Source organism: uncultured Streptococcus sp. (genome assembly GCF_963516575.1).
GTDB lineage: Bacteria > Bacillota > Bacilli > Lactobacillales > Streptococcaceae > Streptococcus.
Map to the genome: position 1 here is coordinate 42,244 of NZ_CAUQCP010000002.1, position 21,888 is coordinate 64,131.

Here is a 21,888-nt window from a genome sequence, read left to right on the forward strand (position 1 = left end):
CACTCATTAAACACACTTATTTCATATATTTATAATTTTTTTGCTATATCCTAATAAGCATTGATAGTATATATCCCCCCAAAAAAATTACATTTTTAGTATGAAGCATTTAATAAAAAGGAGTATAATAACTTTAAAACTGATTGCATGTATATCGATAGGGAGGTCAACTCTTTATGCTGAGAAGATTTGTTAGTAAGAAACACCTCGTACTTTACTTCTTTTCTATTGCCATTACTTGGCTGGAAGCAATTATCACGCCAGCCCTTGTTCAGAATATTGTTGCCAGTTTTACCAATCAAGAACTAGGCCTTCTTTGGAAAGTTTTGATTTTGGGAATCCTTGGAAACCTCATCCTCTTACTAGGCTTAGCTGGGAAACGCTATTACTATGCCCGTTTGATTACTGACTTCAAATATGGAATCAAGAGTGCTATTTTCAAGCGATTTTTAAACAGTTATGAGATTGATGAAAAGGATATTTTGTCCAACCTAGAAAACGACGTCAAGCAACTAGAAGAAAGCTATATCGAACCAACGGTTATCATCATTTCTTCTCTGGGTTTTACCACTGTGTCCATTCTCTATGCCCTGTGGACCAATTTTTACCTAGGCTTGATTTTCATCCTCTTCTACTCCTTTCCTGTCCTCTGCAGTGCTATCGGATCAAAGCGTTTGGATTCACTTTCTGAAAAGCGGTCCACTGTTAACCAGAGCTACTTAGCAAGCTTGACAAATTTTATTGGTGGTAGCCAACAAATTCGCTATTATCAGGGGCAAAACTACTTTTTTGCTCGCTATCAAAAGCAATTACAAACCAGTCTAGATACCGAAATCAACTATGAAAAACAACGAACTTTAAACAGTCTCTTGATCAATAGCATCGATGCCTTTTGTTCTGTCACACCAATCGTCATTGGTGGCTTTATGACCTACTATAATTATTTAGATGCGGCTAGTTTTGTAGCCATCTATCTGGTTTCCCATAATATCGGCTATCAATTCCAAGAGCTGGCCTACTTTACCAACACCCGAAAAGCAACTCGAAGTCTTCTCAACAAATACCAAAAACTTTTAGGTCAGTCTGACTCCATCTCGCCTAGAAGTATAGAAAACATTTTCCCTATCCAACTTGACACCATCTTTCTAGAAAAAGATGGGAATAGCCTCCTGTCTCCGATTTCCATGCACATTAAGCAAGGAGAAAAAATTGCCATTATCGGAGAAAGTGGCTCTGGTAAAACAACCCTGCTCAATATCATTCATGGAGAAGAGACACCGACAAGTGGTCAGATTAGCTTTGCTGGTCAGAACCTGTCACGTCAAGAAATCACAAGCTTTAGTTCCTATATCCTCCAAGATAGCCATTACTTTGACACGCTCTCTCTGGAAAATAATATCCTTCTAGGACTGGATAAAAAAGAGGAAAGATTAAATCATATCCTCAAGACAACTGGTTTAGAACATTTGAAAAATCGAACACTTAGTAATGACAGTCTATCTGGTGGCGAGAAACAACGCCTTGAAATCGCCCGAGCCCTCTACCATGATAGTCAACTCATCTTAGCAGATGAGATTAAGGCTAATCTTGACTCGGAAAATAGCAGAAAGATCAGTGACTTACTCTTCTCCCTACATCAAACAGTCATTGAAGTCATTCACCACTACACGGAAGAAGACTTAAAACACTATGACCAAGTCATGCACTTAAGCAAAGAAAAGTAATAGTCTATAACATACGATTTGAAAAAGCAAGGAACCCGAATTCCTTGCTTTTTAACTCAATATCAAACTAGCTACGATGGGGCTGACAAAGACATAGAGAATACCAGTGACACCGATAGCCAAACCACCCATGGCTCCTGCTACAGAACCGTATCGAAAAGCTGTGCCTGTTCCGACTGCGTGGCCTGTTCCTCCAAGAGAAAGACCAACAGCTACTGGGTCGTCAATTTTCAACCACTTCAAAAGAGTTGGGCCGATGACACTGGTTAAAATCCCAGTCGCCACTACAACCACCAAGGTCACGGTGGTCAAGCCTTGTAATTTTTCTGTTATTCCCACTGCCATGGCGGTTGTTACTGACTTGGGAAAGAGAGAAATGGCTAGGAAAAAGTCCATACCAAAGATTTTGGCCACAAGGGCTGTGAAAGAGGTATTGACCACTACCGCTAACAGACTACCAAAGAGAATACTCCGTGCATAGTGCTTCATCAGGTGAAAACTCTTATAAAGCGGAATCCCTAGAGCCACGGTCGATGGGACAATCAAGTTGTTCAGATAAACCCCACCTTGGTAGTAATCTTGGTAAGAAATACCCGTCAGATTTAGAAAAATGATAATGAAAACAGCTGACAAAAGCAAGGGTGTTGTCAATGGATGGGGAAAGCGTCTGTAAATCAACATCCCCACTAGATAAGCTAGGATAGACAGGGCAAGCCCAAACAGGGGATTGGAAACAAATTCACTCATTTGGCATCTCCTTTCTCATAATCTCCCTCAAACCGTCTCTTGATAAACTGAACCACCAAAGCAATGAGGATAATATTGATAACAGCTGCAAAAAAGACAATCAAAACAATGGGCAAAAGATAGGGAGCAATCACATCAAACTTTTCCATGATTCCCACTGCTGGCGGCAAAAAGAGAATGGTCATATTGGCCAGCAAGAAATTCCCAACCATGTTGACATGTCTGGTTCTCAGCCACTTGAATTGTAGGGCTAGAAAGAGAATAATCAAACCGATAATACTGCCTGGGATAGGCAAATGAAAGAAACTGGAAATCCCCTCTCCGATTAGAGAAATCACAAAGAGAATCATTAATTGAACATATAATTTCATCCTAAACTCCACGAAATAGACTTCTTGCATACCAGTTTACTCTTTTTTCAGAAAATTTCAAGGAAATGCACAAAAGTCATTAAAAATTAGAGAGGAAAGGGGACACAGACAATTAAAGACTAGTGAAAACAGTGTAATTTAGGATAAAAGATTTTAGCGTCCTTCTTGCCAGCTCTTTTGAAAAGTAGTATAATTATTGCATGCGCAATCATCTTGTGATACAGAGACTGTCCGCGAATGGACATTCTTCTATTTATGAACCTAAAAAGAAAGGAGATACTATGACCTATTTGGAAAAATGGTTTGACTTCAATCGACGGCAGAAAGAAATCGAAGGTCTCTTGGAAGAGACCATTGCCCAGCAAAGCGACCAAAGTCTGACCTTGAAAGAGTTTTACCTGCTCTACTATCTGGACTTGGCTCAAGAAAAATCTCTACGCCAGATTGACCTGCCAGATAAGCTTCATCTGAGCCCGAGTGCTGTTTCTCGGATGGTGGCTCGCTTGGAAGCCAAAAATTGCGGTCTGCTTAGTCGCATGTGTTGTGATCAAGATAGACGTTCTAGCTTTATCTGCCTGACAAGTGATGGGCAAAAAACACTAGCCACACTACAAAAGGCTGTCGAAGAAAGCTTGGAAACTGGTTTGGATTTCTTGCTTTAAGATGATTTTAGAAAAAAGTTGCGTGCGCAATCATTTTTCTTGACATTCTCTTTTACAAGGAGTAAAATAAAGTCATCATTAAACAAAGGAGTTTTTTAAATGATTGAAATTACCTATCTAGATGCCAGCAAGAACGAAAGAACTGTAACTTTCGAATCTTATGAAGACTTTGATCGTTCGCAACAAGCTTGCCTTATCGGCGTCGCAGACTACTATCCTGTCCAAAAATTAACTTACAACGGTCATGATTTGGACTACCATGGGACTTATGGAGATGTCTTCTTCTATCTCATGAAACAAGATTTAAGCCAATATAACTAAAAAAGGAGAAATACAATGGCAAAAGCAATTACAGATGCAACATTCGAACAAGAAACAAAAGACGGTTTGGTCTTGGTAGACTTCTGGGCAACTTGGTGTGGTCCATGTCGTATGCAAGGTCCAATCTTGGATAAATTGTCTGAAGAACTTTCAGAAGATGTTTTGAAAATCGTTAAAATGGACGTGGATGAAAATCCAAACACAGCTCGTGCCTTTGGAATCATGTCTATCCCAACCCTTCTCTTCAAAAAAGACGGCCAAGTGGTGAAACAAGTTGCTGGTGTTCACACAGCAGAACAAATCAAGGCCATCGTTGCTGAATTGAGCTAATCAAACGAGAGACCAAGTACTTGCTTTGGTCTCTTTTTTCTTGCCCTTTGCCATTTTTCAAAAAATATGCTAGACTGTAGGTAGAATATTACGATGTTTGGGACATGCCATCGCTAAAAAAAACCTTGACTTGGTATTTTTTAGCTCCCTCATGGGAGCTTTTTGCGTGCTCTCAACATTTCCCATTTTGGAAGGAGTACTATGAAACGTCAATCAGCCTTGGTCGTCTTTAGTGGCGGTCAAGATTCTACAACCTGCCTCTTTTGGGCTAAAGAACACTATGAAACAGTCGAAGCTGTCACCTTTGCTTACGGCCAACGCCATCATCTCGAAATTCAAGTTGCTAGAGAAATCGCTAAGGAACAGGGCATTCGTCATCACATCTTAGATATGTCTCTGCTGGGACAAATCACTGAAAATGCCTTGACCTCTGATATGGAGATTGAGCAAAAAGAGGGAGAGCTTCCCAATACCTTCGTTGACGGCCGCAACCACCTCTTTCTTTCCTTTGCGGCAGTTCTTGCCAAGCAACGTGGTATTAAAGATATCGTGACAGGTGTCTGCGAGACTGACTTCTCTGGCTACCCCGATTGTCGAGATGTCTTTGTCAAATCTCTCAATGTGACGCTCAACCTTGCCATGGATTACGACTTTGTTATCCAAACGCCTCTCATGTGGCTAGACAAGGCTGAAACTTGGGAATTAGCCGACCAACTCGGTGCCTTTGACTATGTTCGTGAAAAGACCTTGACCTGCTACAATGGGATCATCGGAAGTGGCTGTGGGGATTGCCCAGCCTGCCACCTACGTCAGCATGGTTTAGATGTCTATCTCTCACAGAAAGGAGAGGGCTAATGTTTTTTGCACCCAAAGAAATCAAACAGGAAACAGGGGAGTCTCTTGTCTACAATCCTCACAGAACCTTGGTATCAAAAGAATTTACCTTTGATGCTGCCCACCACCTCTTTCACTATGAAGGGAAATGCAAATCCCTGCACGGCCACACCTATCATCTGCAGATTGCTGTCAGTGGATTTTTAGATGAACGTGGTATGACCTACGATTTTGGAGACATCAAAGCGATCTACAAGGACTTCTTAGAACCCCACTTGGATCATCGCTATCTCAATGAAACCCTGCCTTATATGAACACGACTGCTGAAAATATGGTTTACTGGATTTTCCAAACCATGAATCAAGAGTTGCCCGACGAACGCGGTCTTCGTTTGGAATACGTTCGCCTCTATGAAACTCCGACTGCCTTTGCAGAGTTTAGACGGGAGTGGTTAGATGACTAGGGAACGTGTCCTCAAACTACCAGTTCTGGAAATCTTTGGCCCAACCTTTCAAGGTGAAGGTCGTACTATTGGGCAGAAAACCATGTTTGTCCGCACTGCTGGTTGCGACTACCACTGCGACTGGTGCGATTCTGCCTTTACTTGGGATGGTTCTGAAAAACCAACTCGCATGACGGCTGACGAAGTCATTGCTGCCTTGGATAAACTAGGGAGCTACGACTATGTTACCCTGTCTGGCGGAAATCCCGCTATCCTAGCAGCCAACATGGCTGAACTGGTCACCAAGCTCAAGGAACGTGGTGTCACCCTTGCTGTTGAGACCCAAGGATCCCGCTGGCAAAATTGGTTAAAAGACATCGACCAGGTCACTCTGAGCCCCAAACCTCCCTCATCCAAGATGGAAGTCAACTTCGAGACCTTGGACTTTATCGTTTCCCAACTGGATCCAGACAAGGTCACCTTTAAAATCCCTGTCTTTGATGATGCCGATTTAGCCTTTGCCAAAGAAATTCAAGAACGCTACCAACCAGATGTTCTCTTCTTATCAGCAGGAAATCCTGAGCCCAAGGCTACAGGCAATATTGTCCAAGACCAACTGGACCGTCTCAAAGAACTATGGGAACGCATCGCTGCTGACGATAGCTGGGGCAATGTCCGCGTCCTTCCTCAACTCCATACCCTCCTCTACGACAATCAACGTGGTGTTTAAGATTAGAAAGAAAAAATCATGTCACAACAAGAAGAAATGAAAAACCTCAGCCTACTAGGCAACAAAGAAACCAACTACATTTTCGACTATCAACCAGAAGTCCTCGAATCCTTTGACAATCGTCATGTGGAAAATGACTATTTTATCAAATTCAACTGTCCTGAATTTACCTCGCTTTGCCCAATAACTGCTCAGCCAGACTTTGCAACTATTTATATTTCCTACATTCCTGACAAGCTCTGTGTCGAGTCAAAATCCCTCAAACTCTACCTCTTTAGTTACCGAAACCACGGAGATTTTCACGAAAACTGTATCAACACCATCGGGAAAGACTTGGTCAACTTGCTAGACCCTCGCTATTTAGAAGTCTGGGGAAAATTCACTCCGCGCGGTGGCATTTCAATCGACCCCTACTACAACTACGGTAAACCTGGAACTAAGTATGAAGGCTTGGCAGAACAACGCCTCTTCCAACACGACCTTTATCCAGAGAAAATTGACAACCGTTAATACTCTTCGAAAATCTCTTCAAACCGCGTCAACATCGCCTTGCCGTATGTATGGTTACTGACTTTGTCAGTTTCATCTACAACCTCAAAACAGTGCTTTGAGCAACCTGTGGCTGGCTTCCTAGTTTGTTCTTTGATTTTCATTAAGTATAAACAGATACGAAAAAGCCCTGTTCCTCGAGATGAGGAGCAAGGCTTTTTGAGTTTCAATTATTCTTCTGTTCCAAGGAAGTTTTTCGCAACGAGGGCTGCAAGAACTCCACCAACAATTGGTGCAAGGATGAAAATCCAAACTTGTTGCAGGGCTGCGCCACCTACCAAGACAGCTGGTGCCAAGCTACGGGCTGGATTTACTGAAAGCCCAGTAATGTTCAATCCCACAAGAATCATCGCCATCAAGGACAAACCGATTACCAAACCAGCAATCGCGCCATTACCCTTGCTTGCTGATGTCACAGTCATGATAACCAAGACAAACAAGAAAGTTGCGATGACTTCAAACAAGAAACCACCAAAGACAGTGACACCGTTTGCCAAGGCATTTTCACCAAGACTAGCAGTTGACATGCCTGAGTTAGCCAAGAGGAAGAATACAGAAGCAGATGCTAAGAAAGCTCCAACTACTTGTCCAAGGATGTAGTTTACAAGCTCTTAAGATGACAAACGTTTGTTTACAAACATAGCAATCGAAACAGCTGGGTTCAAGTGAGCACCTGAAACAGTTCCGATTGAGTAAGCTGCAACCACGATTGCCAAACCAAAGGCAAAGGCGATTCCTAGGTGACCAAGACCTTCAAGACCATTTCCAAAAACAACAGCTCCTGTCCCAACGAACACAAGCATGAACGTACCGATTAACTCAGCGACAAATTTTTTCATTTTCTTTCTCCTTTTTTCAAAAACTAGATACTAGTCTATCAAAAGAGGGAAAGGGTTTCAAGAAAATTGATTGGAAAGTTTTTTGAAAATCATAGAACTATTAGCTTATCCCTAGTATCGAAAAGACTGGATAGCTTCTTTCAAGTCATCTTGTAAACTATTTCTCTGGTCAAGTTGGACATAGACTTCCAACAAACAGGATCTAAAGTTGGAAAATTTGTAAAAATCCTTCCTTTCTTCTATCGGAAAATCAACTGTTTTTATCCAAGAAGCTACTTGTTCTTGCTCCAACTTCCCTTGTAAAATAGGTTCATAGATCACTCTTGCTAAACGCCAATCCTCATCATCTGTAAAGCGAATCGAAATTCTTTTAAATAGTTGGCCAAGTATGTCAAATACTTCATGAATTCTGTTTTTAGGAAAGTCTGGATGACAAACCACCTCTGTCAGTAAATCGGCTCCATGTGCAAAAGCATGAACCCAACCATACTGACTTGAAAAACCCCTTGTATCCTTTTCTTTTGAAAGATAATACAAACCTTGATTTAAAAGGACATTACGAATTCCTTCATTTAATCCCTGATAAAAAATCGATTGCTGGTTGGCATCCGCAGACAAGAGATTTGCATAAATAAGCGCCCTAAAGGAACGTTCAAGGGTTGACAGGCCTACCTTATCAATCTCTTTATCTAACCCTCCATCAGATGAAATCCCTTCAGCAATGAACTGAAATTGCTCCTGTGTAAATAGTTCTTCCTGAATCCCTCTAGCAAAGCTTGTAAAAACAAGGTCATCGCGAATTTCTGGAGAAGGATCTCCCAAATGATCAAGCAACCACTGAATTTCTTCTTGACGATAGCTCGGTTTTTCTTCTGCTATTTTTCTAATTAACTCTTGATACATGGTCAATACCTCTACATTTCTAGAACTGTTCACAAAGCCGTCCTTAGATGACTTAATATTGAATTCTTAATTAAATACGATCTGATATAAAATGAAGTAAATAACTATCAATATCAACTCTACAACAAGTTCAAATTTAACATCACGACCTTCAACGGCGTGTTTGAAAATAGCTACAGCTAAAACAAATAGAATGACGCTTAACAAGCTCATAAACATCATTCTAGAACAAGCTCTCTATTCCCCTACTCTCCCAACTGGGCACTGTAGGCGATAATCTGGTCAACCGTGTCTGACAAGAATTGAATGGTATCACGGAGTGGTTTATCTGTTGAAATATCAGCACCGATAATCATAGCTGACTCAAGCGGTGTCTTGCTACCACCTGATTTGAGGAGATTGAGCCAATCTTCAGCTCCAGTTTCTGAATGTTTCAGATGAAGGTAACCCGCAGTCGAAATGACTAGCCCTGCTGAGTAAGTGTAACTATACAAGCCCATGTAGTAGTGAGCTTGGCGCATCCAAGTCAAAGCTGCATCATCATCGATTTCAATGGCATCTCCCCAGAAATCGGTCAAAACTTCCTTCATAATGCTGTTGAGCTTGCTTGCTCCAAAGGTCTCCCCTTCTTCAATCAATGTATACACCTTACGCTGGAAGGCTGCTTCCAAGAGGTGGGTAATAAAGTTATGGAAGTAGGTATCTGTCAAGCGATGGGCAAGAGCGAAACGTTTTTGACGTGGGTCGTCAGATTGGTGCTCCAAGTAATCACTGAGTAGCAATTCATTGAAAGTTGACGGTGCTTCAACATAGTAGGTCGACATATGGGCATTGAAGTAGCTCTGGTGGTTGTCAGAAAAGATAAATTGACCAGAATGACCGATTTCATGAATCAAGGTATAGACATCGCTCAAACGACCTGTCCAGCTCATGAGAACATAAGGATGCACGCGATATGGGTCCGCTGCATAGCCACCAGAATCCTTGCCACTATTGGCAGCAAAGTCCACCCAGCGCTCTTCTTGATAGCGAGCCACTTCCTGACAATATTCTTGCCCCAAAGGTTCTACCGACTTCATGACCAAATCATAGGCGTCGTCAATAGTCACTTGAGGATTCAGGGCGCTATCCAAATCCAATTTCCAGTCTGCAAAAGTCATCTTTTCAAGATCATTTACCTCGGCAACATGTTTGAGGTATCTCTGAGCAACCGGCGCAAAATCCTTCATGATGAGGTCAATCTGGCGGTCAAACATAGCACGGTCCACTTCCTGCTCAGCTAGAAGATAATCAAAGACTGAGTCGTAGCCCTTCATATCTGCCAAGAGTTTTTCAGACTTGACTTGGGCTAAATAGGCTGCCGCAGCCGTATTTTGGTGCTTACGAAGACCTTCCGAGAAGGAACGGAAGGATTTCTCACGGACCTCAGCGTCCTCATGGTTTTGGTAGAAATTTTCATAGGTCACAAAGCTGTTTTTGTAGGTCTTGCCATGAGCTTCAAAGTCAGCCATTTCAAAATCCCCAGCTCGCATCTTAGTGTAAATATCCTGCGGACTGTAGAAAACTTCACCGAGATTGGTCAAGGCCTTCTCCACATCAGCCCCTAGATAGTGGGCTTTTTTGATTTTGGCCTGACGAATGGCAGCTGTTAAATGTGGCAATTTACCCAAACGGTCCAAGACTTCCTCGTCTGCTGCCACCAAGGCATCGTCAAAGAAGGTCAAGGCTACACTGGCATCTGTTTCGAATTCCATCCCAGCTTGGGCAATGTTAGCAAATTCGTCATTGCTATAGTCTGTCGTCTGAGGCATAAAGCCATAGTTTCCAATATGGCTCATCTGAATATAGATTTGTTCCAATTCCACAAATGCCTTTTCAAAATCCTCAAAAGTGTGAAGATTGCCCTTGTAATCTCGGCTAAATCGGTTGATATCTTCACGAGCCTTTTCGATTGCACGCAAGAAATCTTCACGATCTTGGTATAGGGCTGTTAAATCCCAAAGTTCCTTCTCTGGAAATTCTGAACGATGTTTTTGTTCCATTTTCTTCCTCTTATTTCTCTAATTCTAATAAAACACTAAGGGCTGATAAGGCGTAAAGCGGTGCTGTTTCTGCTCGCAAAATACGAGGACCAAGACCTGCCAAGACTGCTCCCTTAGCTTCAAAACTTTCGATTTCTACAGGTGAGAGTCCGCCTTCTGGACCAAAGATAAAGAGCAGTTTGGCTCCTTTTTCAAGACCAGAGACCGCTTGTAAGAGCGCAGCGGCTTCTCCTTCTTTTGCTGATTCTTCATAGGCCACTATGATAGAGTCAAACTGGTCAAACTGAGCTAGAAAATCTGCTTTTTTCTCGAAAAGCTGAATACTTGGAACAATATTACGTTTACTTTGTTCTGCTGCTCCAAGGGCAATTTTTTCCAGTTTCTCAACCTTTTTACCCAATTTCTTTCCATCCCATTTGGCAACCGACCAATCGGCAGGGAAGGCCCAGATTTGGCTGGCACCCAGTTCGGTTACTTTTTGAGTGATAAATTCCAGCTTGTCTCCCTTGGGAAAACCAGAGGCGATGGTCACTTGGATTGGCAGTTCCACATTGTCAGCTAATTCTTGGACCAACTCAAACTGACGGGCTTCCACATCCAGCACACGCGCCAAGCGCTTGATGCCATCATCAAAGACCAAAGTAACCTCATCATCTTCTTTCAAGCGCATAACCTGAAACATATGCTTGCTGGTTTCCTTGTCCTCAATGGTAACAGGAGAGACTGCACTGCCTTTGACAAAATACTGCTGCATGCTAGCCTCCAATCACACCTGAAATATCCTTTGTTTTCTTAAAAACACAGGCATTCCATTCCCCTTGAATCATGTGGGTTTCAAGGAAAAATCCAGCTGACTCAGCCGGCTGGCGCACCATGTCCCACTTGTCCTTGATAATGCCACTCATGATGAGGTAGCCTTCATCCTTGACCAAACGATAAGCATCATCAGTCAGATGAATGAGAATATCCGCCAAGATATTAGCCACGATGACGTCTGCTTCAATCTCAACACCCTTAAGCAAGTCTCCTGCTGCTACATGGATGTTTTCCATACCAGGGTTGAGCTCAATATTTTCCTGAGCCACTCGAACTGCCACATCATCCAGATCATAGGCGAAAATTTCTTTGGCACCAAGCAGCGAGCTGGCAATGGAAAGTACACCTGATCCAGTCCCCACATCGATCACCGTTTCCCCACCACGAAGAACCTGCTCCAAGGCAAAAAGACTCATCTTGGTTGTTGGGTGGGTCCCAGTTCCAAAGGCCATACCTGGATCTAGCTTGATAATCTTTTCTCCCGCAGTCGCCTCATAGTCTGTCCAAGAGGGAACGATGGTCAAATCATGAGTAATACGAGCTGGTTCATAGTATTTCTTCCAGTTGTCTGCCCAGTCTTTCTCAGCCAAGGCAGTCGTCCCCATCTTGACCTCACCCAAGTCCATAAAATCCGTTAATTCTGCTAAACGAGCCTGCAAATCTGACTCAACCGTTGCTACATCAACCGTATCAGGATAGTAGGCTGTCACCACAATTTCTTCTTGCTGCTCGACCTCTGGGAAAATCTCGCCGAAGCGGTCAACATTTCCCACATAGTCCATGCTATCTTCAATCGCAACACCTTGCGCTCCCAGCTCAATTAAGAGATTGGAAACCAATTCCTCCCCCTCACGCTTGACTGTAACTTTTAACTCTTGCCATGTTTCCATCATTAAGATACCAAGCCCGTAAAACACAAAGCCAAAATAGGAAATTCTCTGAAGACGCTTGTGTCTAAAAGAAGTTTATCTTTTTGGCACAGTGTTTAGGGCGGGTTCAGTTTAGAAATGTAACTGAACCATCCTTTCTAATCACTTACTTTTAAATAATCTTTTAATCTCTCCTGCAACTGAGGTACAACTTGACTGGAACTAAGAAATTCTTCAATATTCATCAACTGATAGGCCTGTCCTTCATCTCCAAAGGTAATATTGTCAAATTGTTCTTGTCTTAGCTGACCAACCATAAAGACCGATTGCTTGCCTTCAAAGATTACGCTAGGATAAATTTTGCCCCAAAGCAAACAATCTTCATTTAAATGAATTCCCAGTTCCTCATAAACTTCACGCGCTACGCACTCGAAAGGGCTTTCGTCCCCTTCACGACCACCACCTGGCAACTCCCACATGTTGGGACAAGGAATATCGTTCTTGTCATCACGTAAGATAGTCAAGACCTTATCCCCACAAATCAAGGCAATCTTAGATCCTGTAAAATCAGAAATTTCTATTTCCATATTAGACTCCTTCGGTTAATTCCTTTTCCAGCTCGGCTAACCAATTTTGATAATAGCTTTTCTCATCCCGTAACATCCGACTGCTATTCATTTTATGTCTAGCAATCTTCATAGCCTTGTGAGTTTGAACTACATCTTTCTTTACCTTAAATTGATACCAAGCTTGAATGACCTGCATATCTGCTGTTTTTATAGATAAAAAGGATTTGACCCCTCGAATACTTGCATATTCTTCCGCTTTCTTATTATCTCCTTCCATCAGAGCAACTTGAAGAAGGTATAATTGAGAACTAGTTTTAGACATTGGATTATCTGTTTTCTCTAGCACAGATTGCAACTGTTGCTTTGCAAGTTCTATATTATCATCCAATATGAATACCAACCCCTGAAGAGTCTGAACACTTTCTGCAAAACTCCCTCTCACATCCTCATCAACAGACATGACAAAGTCTTTTAAATCATATTCTTGAGGAGCTAGCAAGGTCTGGGCAGAATGCCTCAACATCAGGTAGACGTATTTTGTATTTTCAGGGTATTGTAGCAATTCCCAAATTTTTGCTCCATCGGTAATCCCAACTGGCAGAGCATTGAAAAGAAAAAGAGATAAATTTAGACAAATCCAAGTGCCTGCAAAATACCAGTTTGTTGTCAAAAAACCAAAAAGTGTTGCCAATAATATCAAGCAAAGGTGAACTATCAAGCCTCCTGAAAGCATCAAGATGATTCTTTGATCACTTTCATTCTCTTTTAAACCAACATACTGAGCACCAACATTTTTCAAAACGGCTGTTCGGCTAAGAGAAAACTTGCCTGACTTTTTAGTCAGAAGAAAATTCCCTAATCCAAAAGCCACCAGTCGATAGCCTGTCAGGTAACCGAAAAATGCATGACCCAACTCATGAAGAATAAAGATTAAATACATGCTTAAAAGAGCGAAGGCATAACCAAAAGTAAAAACTAAAACTGCGGAATACCCCAACTCTGCAAATGCGATTGTTCCACAAGAAAAAGCTAGCATCATCACAAGAACAGACACTGTCTGAATCAAATACGTCACAATTTTTTTCATAAACTCTCCCAATAATCCCTAGTATCTCGGATAAGGATAGAATTCTCCCTCTTCTAAGCCTTCTTTTCCTTCTTCAAAGACTTCTTGGTTCCATTCCATGACAAATTCTTCTGCTTCTGGGTCTTCCAAAAAGTCCATGAGGGCATCTAGTCCAACCTCTGCAGTATCTTTGAGAAATAGCGCAAAATAAGCTAAGAATTCACGAGAGAAACCTTTCTTAGGTAGATACGGAATAACAGTTAAATAGTCTTCTACATTAACTGTTGACTTGGCAGGATTGTAAAAAAGTACCGCTTCTTCAAAAAGGATATCATCTGACGAAACCTCTCCGTCTTCATCTAGCATCTCCACCCCTGCAGCATTTTGTGCCTCTAATAGAAAACTCACTTCAACCACATGATTGCGCTTGTCCCAACTAATCTCATAATCAAAAGGAAAGTTCTTGTCCAACTCTTCTTGTAAAACATCTAAAAATCCATATGTTGCCATTTTGTCCTCTTTCTATGCGACTCTTAAATCGCCCCGATTGCTCGGAAATATGCTAAAATAGATACTACCATCTTACCACAAAATTATTTTATGTCCTAATTATACCATATTACCTCATTTAAACCCTTGGTATTAGTGATTTTCTTAACAGTCTAATTTCTTTATTTTTTCCATAAAAGTCGACACAAAAAAGCCCTCGAAAGGGCTAATAAATCTATAGGATCAATAGATAAGTAACTAGCACAATTAGACGTGCTTTTTTTATTGACTATTCCCACGATGTCACACTTAATCTTATGCTTGAATCTTCTTATCTGCAATAGCGTCTGTCAAAGTCTGAGAAAAGTTAAGCCCCATTTCTCGTCCTAACTTATCTGCCCATCTTGGTATGGTCAAGGTCTTTTTAATTGGTTCTTGACTTCCTAAGTACTCTGATACGTCAACAGACACCATAGAAATAAAAGATTTATCAAGGTCATAGGTTGACACGAAATCTTCATCATCTTTAAAAGGATCATTATCAATTAAAGACAAGCTATTGATATCAGATGATTGGGGCAAATCTCCATCACTCTCTATCAAATCTGCAACAGTTATTCCTAACCACTCCGAACCCATAGCCAAAGCCTCAGAAATCCCCTCGCCTTGTGTAGCTGAGTTTTCAAAATCTGGAAAATGGACAAAATAAGTCGCTTCTGCTCCGTCTGTGTCATCATAATAAAATAAAGCTGGATACGTAACTAACATTTCACTACCTCCATATCAAAAAGCAGGGGCTGAATTTTACAACCCAGCTTGCTTTCTTATCCCTCTTTCAGTGTACTTATTCAGCTCACCATGGGGGATTGTGATAGGTCTTTCTCCCTGCTTCTCCATTTTAATATGGGAGCCTTTACCGCCTTTGGTCTTTATCCAACCATGGGCCGTAAGGAGTTTGACCATCTCTTTTTGTGTCATAGGCATAGCGCTTTTACCTCCTGACGACACCATTATAACACGTGTTACACGTATTGTAAAGGTGTGATACGTATTATTCTCTTATACCGAAAAGCTCTTAGATGTGGTTCTAAGGGAAGCCTTATATAAACGGATAGGCAGAACTATCAGAGTTCCTGCTTTTCTCGACCCACTAGAAATGGCGCGATTCAATCTCAACATTACTTCTCCTCTCTTCATTAAAAAATGATTATCACCCAAAATTATATTACGATTTTTATAAAAGACTAGCAAAAACTACTAAATCAATACATTCAGCAGACGAAAAACTTGCATTGTCAGATAAACTGTTTTATCATTTACCATACTTTATTCATTAGTAATATCACTTGATTTGAAGTATAATATTGGAAAGGAAATCAGTAATGAATTTAGAACAATATTTAGGAAAAGAAATTAGGGTTGTTTTTGTTGATGGTCAAATTTTAGAGGGTCATTGTAATAGCTTTATAGGGAAACTTGATACGGAAGATGAACTCTATGATGAAATTACAATAAGAACAGATAAATATCCATATGTTGGATTTAATGAATCTGAAATCGCATCCATAGAATTAACTCAAGACGGTATTACAAAATAACAGGAGTTGTTTATCATGAATAAAACTAAAAAAGAGAATTTAATTTTCATTGATGGTTGGGAGCATGTGCATTGCCCTGTATGTGGAACTTTAGTAGAAACTTATGATATTTGCGATGTTTGTCATTGGCAAAATACGGGAGCATTTAATATCGATGGCGGTCCTAATAAAATAACGCTTGCAGAAGCGAAAATGGCTTATAAAAGGAAAAACGACATGAATGAATCACAAAAGACTTGGGAAATTGACGGGGAAATATGGCTACATTGCCCTGTTTGCGGAACTGAAGTTATGGACTATGATATCTGTGACGTTTGTCGTTGGCAAAATACAGGTATTATAAATATTGACGGTGGTCCTAACAAGATTACTCTCGCTGAAGCCAAAGAAGCTTACGCAAGGAGAAAAATCATAAAAATTGAAGAATTTGATACAGTGTTGTTAAAAAACGGTCAAACGGCGACAATTGTCGAAAAGTTAAGTGAAGATACTTTTATTGCTGACATAGGTGATTCACCCAAAGACTGGGATACCATAACAATCACAATCAATGATATTGAAAAAGTAGTGTATTGAAATAGCTAATAGACTCAACTATCATATTTTGAGTTTTAAGGAAAATCAATTCTCTCATGCTGATACCTCTCCTCATCAAATTAAATAGTCAAAAAGATTCTATCTCACTCCCTGAATATTGCAAAACCATTGAAATATCACAACTAATAGGCTAGAATGGACATAGTAAGATATATTAGATAAGTTATTCTACTCAAATCCACGTTAGAAAGGACTGCTATGCCAGACAATCTCGCGCTTCGCATGCGCCCTAAAACCATCGACCAGGTCATCGGTCAGGAACATCTGGTCGGACAAGGAAAAATCATTCGTCGCATGGTGGAAGCCAACCGCCTGTCTTCCATGATTCTTTATGGACCTCCAGGAATCGGCAAGACCAGTATTGCCTCTGCCATCGCAGGGACGACCAAGTATGCCTTTCGAACTTTCAATGCGACAGTTGATAGTAAAAAGCGACTGCAAGAAATCGCCGAAGAGGCTAAATTTTCTGGTGGACTTGTACTACTCCTTGACGAAATTCATCGACTCGATAAAACCAAGCAAGACTTCCTCTTGCCTCTCTTGGAAAGTGGACTGGTCATCATGATTGGGGCTACGACTGAAAATCCTTTCTTTTCTGTCACTCCTGCCATTCGCAGTCGCGTTCAGATTTTTGAGTTGGAACCTCTGTCCAATCAAGACGTCAAGGAGGCTCTTCAGATAGCTCTAAGTAACCCTGAACGTGGTTTTGATTTTCCAGTAGAACTAGATGAGGATGCGCTGGATTTCATTGCTACCTCTACAAACGGAGACCTTCGCTCTGCCTTCAACTCACTGGATTTGGCAGTTCTCTCTACCCCTGAGAATGACGAGGGTATCCGCCATATCACTCTAGACATCATGGAAAATAGCCTGCAGCGGAGCTACATTACAATGGATAAGGATGGAGATGGACACTACGATGTGCTCTCAGCCCTGCAAAAATCCATCCGTGGCTCGGATGTGGATGCCAGTCTCCACTATACTGCCCGCTTGATTGAGGCTGGTGATTTGCCAAGTCTCGCTCGTCGCTTGACTGTTATCGCCTATGAAGATATCGGCTTAGCCAATCCTGAAGCCCAGATTCACACCGTAACTGCTCTGGATGCTGCACAAAGGATTGGGTTCCCAGAAGCTCGCATTCTCATTGCCAATGTCGTCATTGATTTGGCCCTTTCTCCAAAATCCAACTCAGCCTATGTGGCTATGGACAAGGCTCTTGCTGACCTCAAAACATCAGGACACTTACCTATTCCGCGACACCTGCGTGATGGGCACTACAGTGGAAGCAAGGAACTAGGGAATGCCCAAGACTATCTCTATCCACACCACTATCCTGGGAATTGGGTTAAACAAGACTATCTGCCAGAAAAAATTCGTAATCATCACTATTTCCAAGCAGAAGATACTGGTAAATATGAACGGGCTTTGGCTCAAAGAAAGGAAGCTATCGACCGTTTGCGAAAAATCTGAAATCCTTTTCAAAAAATTGCATTTTCCTCTTGATTTTTTTTGAAAAAGTGGTATCATATAAACATAGAAACGCTGTGGTGTACGACTTCACACTTAAGTGTTGACCGACTATTTTTTGTATTATTAGGGAAACAAAAGTCTTCTAACAGCATGTAGGCCGTCTCACACGGAAACAGCTTCAGTTAGAGCGAGTTGCCCACCTGCTTAATTGCGCGGGTTCAATACAAACCGTGAAGTTTCGGCACCAATACAGCTTTTTTCTTTGCCTCCTTAGCTCAGCTGGCAGAGCAGCGGACTCTTAATCCGTGGGTCACAGGTTCGATCCCTGTAGGGGGCATCTAAATACAACAGGAAAAGCCTTGGAATCAAGGCTTTTTTGCTTTCCTTTTAAAAATTGTCGTGCAATTTGCCGTGTTTTTACAACAAACTTTTCACAGCCATGAATTCCTCACTAATTTTTTCCTCCAATGTGTGACCATAAACTTCAACCAGCATAGAGATATCTTTGTGTCCTAAAATTTTCGCAATAACTCCCAAATCAATATTATTGTGCCATAGATAACTACCATAAGTGTGTCTAGCTCCTTTGGTAGTAATCAATGGAGAAATTTGCAATTCCTTCAACATTACTTTTATAGCTTTATTGACTGTTGCAATATCTGGAACATCGTAGGCATATCCATAATGCTGAAAAATCATTTTATACCTATTCTTGATTCCTAGCTCTTTATTGGCCTTCTCCTGTTCAATTTTTAGGACTTGTAATATCTTAATACATTCTTCGTCTATCGGTACCATCCGAATAGACGTTTTGTTTTTGGAGGGACAAATTTATGAGAAAGGGTATTAAACCTCCTATAATACTGAATAAAATATTTCAGGCTCTTGATAATAATGTCGCAGTCTTGAAGATTGTATTTTACAATACCAACAAATTCATTCTTTTCCCAAGTAATAATATCTCCAAAGGCTGTTACCAACAGCGGAAAAAGAAGTAAGGAACTATTCATAATAATATCCGTAGCAAATCTTTGCATTTTTGCCTTATCTTCTTTAAGATAGTACTATTAAAAAAAGAAAAGGTGAAAATCATGGAAACATATACACTTGCAAATGGGGTTGCTATTCCTAAAATTGGTTTTGGAACTTGGCAAATTGCCGAAGGCGAAGAAGCCTATAACAGCGTTAGCTTCGCACTTAAGGCGGGTTACACACATATTGATACCGCACAAATTTACGGTAACGAGGTTTCTGTAGGTAAAGCGATTGCTGATAGTAATTTGGCACGTGAGGATATTTTCCTAACTACCAAACTTTGGAATGATAAGCATGATTACGAGTTAGCTAAGACTTCTATCGATGAGTCTCTCGAAAGACTTGGTGTGGATTATTTGGATCTTTTACTTATCCATTGGCCTAATCCAAAGGCGCTTCGTGAGAATGATGATTGGAAGGCTGGCAATGCGGGTGCATGGAAGGCTATGGAAGAAGCCTACAAAGAAGGTAAGGTGCGTGCTATCGGTGTGTCTAACTTTATGCAACACCACCTAGAAGCTCTTATTGAAACAGCTGAAATTGTTCCACATGTCAATCAAATCCTCTTGGCTCCAGGTTGTAACCAAGAAGACTTAGTTGCCTATTGCCAAGAGCGCAATATCCTTCTTGAAGCCTATAGTCCACTAGGTACAGGTAGCATTTTTGGAAATGAAGATGTTGAAGCAGTGACTGAACGTAACGGTAAATCTGTGGCACAAGTTGCTCTGCGTTGGAGCCTTCAAAAAGGTTTCTTGCCACTACCTAAGTCTGTAACACCTAAAAATATTGAAGGCAACCTAGATATCTTCGACTTCGACTTATCAGAGGAAGATATGGCAGTCCTGGATAAGATTCAAGGCATCAAAACTCAGGATGATCCTGACAAAGTTAATTTTTAATAGGATTTTAAGCAACTCGTCAGGGTTGCTTTTTAGCGTGTTTCTTTAGATTTGCTATAATGAAACAATCATTTTTTATTTATATATGGGAGTTACGTAATGGAGTCTCGAAATCTTTTGCCTCAAAATACACGTACTTCATTATCAATCGTCAAACACTCCGCCTGTAATCTGGTACATGAGGTAAATGTGCTCCAAGGTTTTGACAATTCGCGCCACATAAAGTTATTTAAGCATCTCCTTTTCTCTCATTACCATTTTCTGTTATAATAAATTGTACTTCTAAAATAGAAAGGTCTTAAGATGACAACTCTTATTAAACATAAACGTGTAGAATTTTCAGAACTTTTTTATGACTTAGTTTTTGTTTTTGCAATTTCAAAAGTAACTACTTTAATCGACCATCTTCATAACGGTATTTTGACTTGGAATTCTTTCCTTGATTTTTTCATTGCTATTTTGGTTCTCATCGATTCCTGGATGATTCAAACCGATTATACCAATCGCTATGGAAAGAACTCTTTATTTAACATGGTAATCATGTTTATCAAAATGGGACTTTTACTCTTTATAGCCAATATGATTGGACCTGATTGGCAACAATATTTTCATTATCTCTGTTGGGCTATTGGTACATTAACCCTTACCTTATTTTTTCAATATTTGGTTGAATTTTTTAGAAAATCAACCGATGATGTTGAACGGGAAAGTATCAAAGGTTTTCTATGGATAACAGGTCTAGGAAGTTTAGGAGTCTATCTAGCAGCTCTTCTTCCTATTTACGTTAGAGTCTATATCTTCTTTGCTAGTATTCTGTTTATCTTTATTATGCCAAGTATCTTGCTTAATAAAGATAAGCATTACCAGGTAAATCTCCCCCATTTAATCGAGCGCATCTCCCTTCTTGTCATTATTACGTTTGGAGAGATGATTACGAATCTAGCTAACTTCTTTACAATCGAGAATTTCTCGATTTATTCGGTTCTTTATCTCATTATTATGATTTCTCTGTTCTTGTTTTATTTTGGTCAATTCGACCATGCTATTGATGAAAAATCTAATCAAAAGGGACTATTTCTAATTTACAGTCACTATCCTATTTTCATTGGACTTATGATGATGACTGTATCGATGAGTTTTCTTCAGAATCCTGAAGCTAATCGTCTCTTTGCAACCAGCTTCTCTTATATCGGATTTGGCCTCTTTCAAGCTGCTGTCCTAGTAAATGGGCCCTATAACAAACACTATCTTCGCTATTCGAAAAGTTACTACTGTGTCCAAGCGACACTCTATCTGGCTGCCTTTATTCTCTCTTTAATCTTTGCTTCTAATCCTATAATAGTAGTGAGTATAACAACCATTTTAGCTCTAGCTATAGCCATTCATTTTATTTATTTTTATATGACACAGAATAAAAAATATTCCAGACCTAACTGGGAGTTATTTTAATGAGTTTATAAGATTAAAAAAGCTTTGGGAACCAAAGCTTTTTGCTTCTATCTCCTCTTTTTCATGATGTATTTTCGTACAGGTGCTTCAACTATTTGAACGATTTCAAATCCTTCTTTTTGATAGAGATGCTGGGCTGCTTGATTTGCTTCGAAGACATTTAGAGAAATACTATCTATATCTCCATTTTCAAAGGCCAAACTAACAAATTTCCTTAAAGCCTGGCTACCTAATCCCTGCCCCTGTTTCTGGGGGTTGATAAAAAATCTTCCAATATGAAGATTACTGTCTTCTAGCCTGATTTTTTGTATTAGCCCCACAAACTCTTGTCCATCAAAGATTGAAAAGATTCCTTCCAAATCTTGCAAGGCTTGAATAGTCAAAGGAAAAGGAATCATTGTTCCCATCCATTGTTCTTGAAAGGATTTGCCTAGGGAATTGGACCATTGGCATACGCGCTGAGCGTTTTCTGTACTCACCTTTTCTTCAAAACGAATTATCATCTTTGCCTCACCATCTTATCTATGTTTCTCCAT

The 21,888-nt window shown here is 40.5% G+C and carries 25 protein-coding genes, 1 tRNA gene and 4 pseudogenes; 15 read left to right on the forward strand and 15 right to left on the reverse strand.

Annotated features, from left to right (window positions below):
* The first annotated feature begins 176 nt into the window (after positions 1–176).
* Complete coding sequence (locus RWM06_RS00700; protein WP_313969735.1) at positions 177–1,724, forward strand: ABC transporter ATP-binding protein; 1,548 nt, start codon at positions 177–179, stop codon at positions 1,722–1,724.
* Between the two features lie 51 nt (positions 1,725–1,775).
* Here RWM06_RS00700 and RWM06_RS00705 read toward each other — a convergent pair whose 3' ends face one another.
* Positions 1,776–2,471, reverse strand: coding sequence for an LrgB family protein (locus RWM06_RS00705; RefSeq protein WP_313969736.1), 696 nt, complete (start codon positions 2,469–2,471; stop codon positions 1,776–1,778).
* Positions 2,468–2,842 (reverse strand): CidA/LrgA family protein, encoded by a 375-nt coding sequence (locus RWM06_RS00710; RefSeq protein WP_000781325.1) that lies wholly within the window; start codon positions 2,840–2,842, stop codon positions 2,468–2,470. The genes RWM06_RS00705 and RWM06_RS00710 overlap by 4 nt, the downstream gene beginning before the upstream one ends.
* A gap of 281 nt (positions 2,843–3,123) precedes the next feature.
* Between RWM06_RS00710 and RWM06_RS00715 the strand changes: the two genes are divergently transcribed.
* From RWM06_RS00715 to queF, 7 genes are all read left to right on the forward strand, one after another.
* The gene (locus tag RWM06_RS00715; protein ID WP_313969737.1) at positions 3,124–3,504 is read left to right on the forward strand and encodes a MarR family transcriptional regulator; all 381 of its coding nucleotides are present in this window, start codon (positions 3,124–3,126) and stop codon (positions 3,502–3,504) included.
* Between the two features lie 99 nt (positions 3,505–3,603).
* The gene (locus tag RWM06_RS00720) at positions 3,604–3,825 is read left to right on the forward strand and encodes a DUF4649 family protein (protein WP_000570256.1); all 222 of its coding nucleotides are present in this window, start codon (positions 3,604–3,606) and stop codon (positions 3,823–3,825) included.
* Between the two features lie 15 nt (positions 3,826–3,840).
* A complete protein-coding gene (gene trxA, locus RWM06_RS00725) occupies positions 3,841–4,155 on the forward strand; it encodes a thioredoxin (protein ID WP_001029581.1) in 315 nt (104 codons plus the stop codon).
* A 201-nt stretch (positions 4,156–4,356) separates the two neighbouring features.
* The gene (gene queC / locus RWM06_RS00730) at positions 4,357–5,010 is read left to right on the forward strand and encodes a 7-cyano-7-deazaguanine synthase QueC (RefSeq protein ID WP_313969738.1); all 654 of its coding nucleotides are present in this window, start codon (positions 4,357–4,359) and stop codon (positions 5,008–5,010) included.
* Positions 5,010–5,453, forward strand: a complete 444-nt coding sequence (gene queD / locus RWM06_RS00735; RefSeq protein WP_313969739.1) for a 6-carboxytetrahydropterin synthase QueD — start codon at positions 5,010–5,012, stop codon at positions 5,451–5,453. Before queC ends, queD begins: the two co-directional genes overlap by 1 nt.
* Positions 5,446–6,162, forward strand: a complete 717-nt coding sequence (gene queE, locus RWM06_RS00740; protein ID WP_313969740.1) for a 7-carboxy-7-deazaguanine synthase QueE — start codon at positions 5,446–5,448, stop codon at positions 6,160–6,162. Before queD ends, queE begins: the two co-directional genes overlap by 8 nt.
* A gap of 18 nt (positions 6,163–6,180) precedes the next feature.
* On the forward strand, positions 6,181–6,672 hold the full coding sequence (gene queF, locus RWM06_RS00745; RefSeq protein ID WP_000082579.1) for a preQ(1) synthase: 492 nt from the start codon (positions 6,181–6,183) through the stop codon (positions 6,670–6,672).
* Here the strand turns inward: queF and RWM06_RS00750 are convergent.
* The 11 genes and pseudogenes from RWM06_RS00750 to RWM06_RS00800 form a co-directional block, all read right to left on the reverse strand.
* Entirely contained in the window at positions 6,669–6,815 is a 147-nt protein-coding gene (locus RWM06_RS00750; protein ID WP_313969741.1) for a hypothetical protein, read from the reverse strand. The genes queF and RWM06_RS00750 overlap by 4 nt on opposite strands.
* 66 nt (positions 6,816–6,881) lie before the next feature.
* A pseudogene (locus tag RWM06_RS00755) lies at positions 6,882–7,550 on the reverse strand (MIP/aquaporin family protein).
* 111 nt (positions 7,551–7,661) lie between these two features.
* Positions 7,662–8,453: a DUF2785 domain-containing protein gene (locus RWM06_RS00760; protein WP_313969778.1), complete on the reverse strand. Its 792-nt coding sequence runs from the start codon at positions 8,451–8,453 to the stop codon at positions 7,662–7,664.
* A gap of 245 nt (positions 8,454–8,698) precedes the next feature.
* The gene (gene pepF, locus RWM06_RS00765; RefSeq protein WP_313969742.1) at positions 8,699–10,495 is read right to left on the reverse strand and encodes an oligoendopeptidase F; all 1,797 of its coding nucleotides are present in this window, start codon (positions 10,493–10,495) and stop codon (positions 8,699–8,701) included.
* A gap of 10 nt (positions 10,496–10,505) precedes the next feature.
* Entirely contained in the window at positions 10,506–11,249 is a 744-nt protein-coding gene (locus RWM06_RS00770; protein WP_313969743.1) for a 16S rRNA (uracil(1498)-N(3))-methyltransferase, read from the reverse strand.
* Between the two features lies 1 nt (position 11,250).
* A complete protein-coding gene (prmA, locus tag RWM06_RS00775) occupies positions 11,251–12,201 on the reverse strand; it encodes a 50S ribosomal protein L11 methyltransferase (RefSeq protein ID WP_313969779.1) in 951 nt (316 codons plus the stop codon).
* Between the two features lie 137 nt (positions 12,202–12,338).
* Complete coding sequence (locus RWM06_RS00780; RefSeq protein ID WP_313969744.1) at positions 12,339–12,767, reverse strand: NUDIX hydrolase; 429 nt, start codon at positions 12,765–12,767, stop codon at positions 12,339–12,341.
* 1 nt (position 12,768) lies between these two features.
* A complete protein-coding gene (locus tag RWM06_RS00785) occupies positions 12,769–13,836 on the reverse strand; it encodes a M50 family metallopeptidase (protein ID WP_313969745.1) in 1,068 nt (355 codons plus the stop codon).
* An 18-nt stretch (positions 13,837–13,854) separates the two neighbouring features.
* Positions 13,855–14,325 carry a DUF3013 family protein gene (locus RWM06_RS00790; protein ID WP_313969746.1) on the reverse strand — a complete coding sequence of 157 codons (471 nt, stop codon included), beginning with the start codon at positions 14,323–14,325 and terminating at the stop codon, positions 13,855–13,857.
* Positions 14,326–14,619: 294 nt separating this feature from the next.
* The gene (locus RWM06_RS00795; protein WP_313969747.1) at positions 14,620–15,072 is read right to left on the reverse strand and encodes a type II toxin-antitoxin system HicB family antitoxin; all 453 of its coding nucleotides are present in this window, start codon (positions 15,070–15,072) and stop codon (positions 14,620–14,622) included.
* Positions 15,073–15,108: 36 nt separating this feature from the next.
* Positions 15,109–15,288, reverse strand: coding sequence for a type II toxin-antitoxin system HicA family toxin (locus RWM06_RS00800; RefSeq protein ID WP_001132279.1), 180 nt, complete (start codon positions 15,286–15,288; stop codon positions 15,109–15,111).
* 398 nt (positions 15,289–15,686) lie between these two features.
* On the opposite strand from RWM06_RS00800, the gene RWM06_RS00805 reads away from it, so the two are divergent.
* The 5 genes and pseudogenes from RWM06_RS00805 (at position 15,687) to RWM06_RS00825 (ending at position 18,306) form a co-directional block, all read left to right on the forward strand.
* On the forward strand, positions 15,687–15,902 hold the full coding sequence (locus RWM06_RS00805) for a hypothetical protein (protein WP_313969748.1): 216 nt from the start codon (positions 15,687–15,689) through the stop codon (positions 15,900–15,902).
* A 15-nt stretch (positions 15,903–15,917) separates the two neighbouring features.
* Positions 15,918–16,109, forward strand: a pseudogene (locus tag RWM06_RS00810) (CPCC family cysteine-rich protein); the annotation flags it as partial.
* Positions 16,110–16,118: 9 nt separating this feature from the next.
* Positions 16,119–16,316 (forward strand): annotated as a pseudogene (locus tag RWM06_RS00815) (CPCC family cysteine-rich protein); the annotation flags it as partial.
* A 381-nt stretch (positions 16,317–16,697) separates the two neighbouring features.
* Positions 16,698–17,969: a replication-associated recombination protein A gene (locus tag RWM06_RS00820; RefSeq protein WP_313969749.1), complete on the forward strand. Its 1,272-nt coding sequence runs from the start codon at positions 16,698–16,700 to the stop codon at positions 17,967–17,969.
* Between the two features lie 264 nt (positions 17,970–18,233).
* A tRNA-Lys gene (locus RWM06_RS00825) sits at positions 18,234–18,306 on the forward strand.
* An 80-nt stretch (positions 18,307–18,386) separates the two neighbouring features.
* Here the strand turns inward: RWM06_RS00825 and RWM06_RS00830 are convergent.
* A pseudogene (locus RWM06_RS00830) lies at positions 18,387–18,838 on the reverse strand (tyrosine-type recombinase/integrase); the annotation flags it as partial.
* A 222-nt stretch (positions 18,839–19,060) separates the two neighbouring features.
* Here RWM06_RS00830 and RWM06_RS00835 point away from each other — a divergent pair.
* The gene (locus tag RWM06_RS00835) at positions 19,061–19,903 is read left to right on the forward strand and encodes an aldo/keto reductase (RefSeq protein WP_313969750.1); all 843 of its coding nucleotides are present in this window, start codon (positions 19,061–19,063) and stop codon (positions 19,901–19,903) included.
* Positions 19,904–20,206: 303 nt separating this feature from the next.
* Positions 20,207–21,352 (forward strand): low temperature requirement protein A, encoded by a 1,146-nt coding sequence (locus RWM06_RS00840; protein ID WP_313969751.1) that lies wholly within the window; start codon positions 20,207–20,209, stop codon positions 21,350–21,352.
* 47 nt (positions 21,353–21,399) lie between these two features.
* On the opposite strand, the gene RWM06_RS00845 is transcribed toward RWM06_RS00840, so the two are convergent.
* The gene (locus RWM06_RS00845; protein ID WP_313969752.1) at positions 21,400–21,855 is read right to left on the reverse strand and encodes a GNAT family N-acetyltransferase; all 456 of its coding nucleotides are present in this window, start codon (positions 21,853–21,855) and stop codon (positions 21,400–21,402) included.
* Between the last annotated feature and the right edge of the window lie 33 nt (positions 21,856–21,888).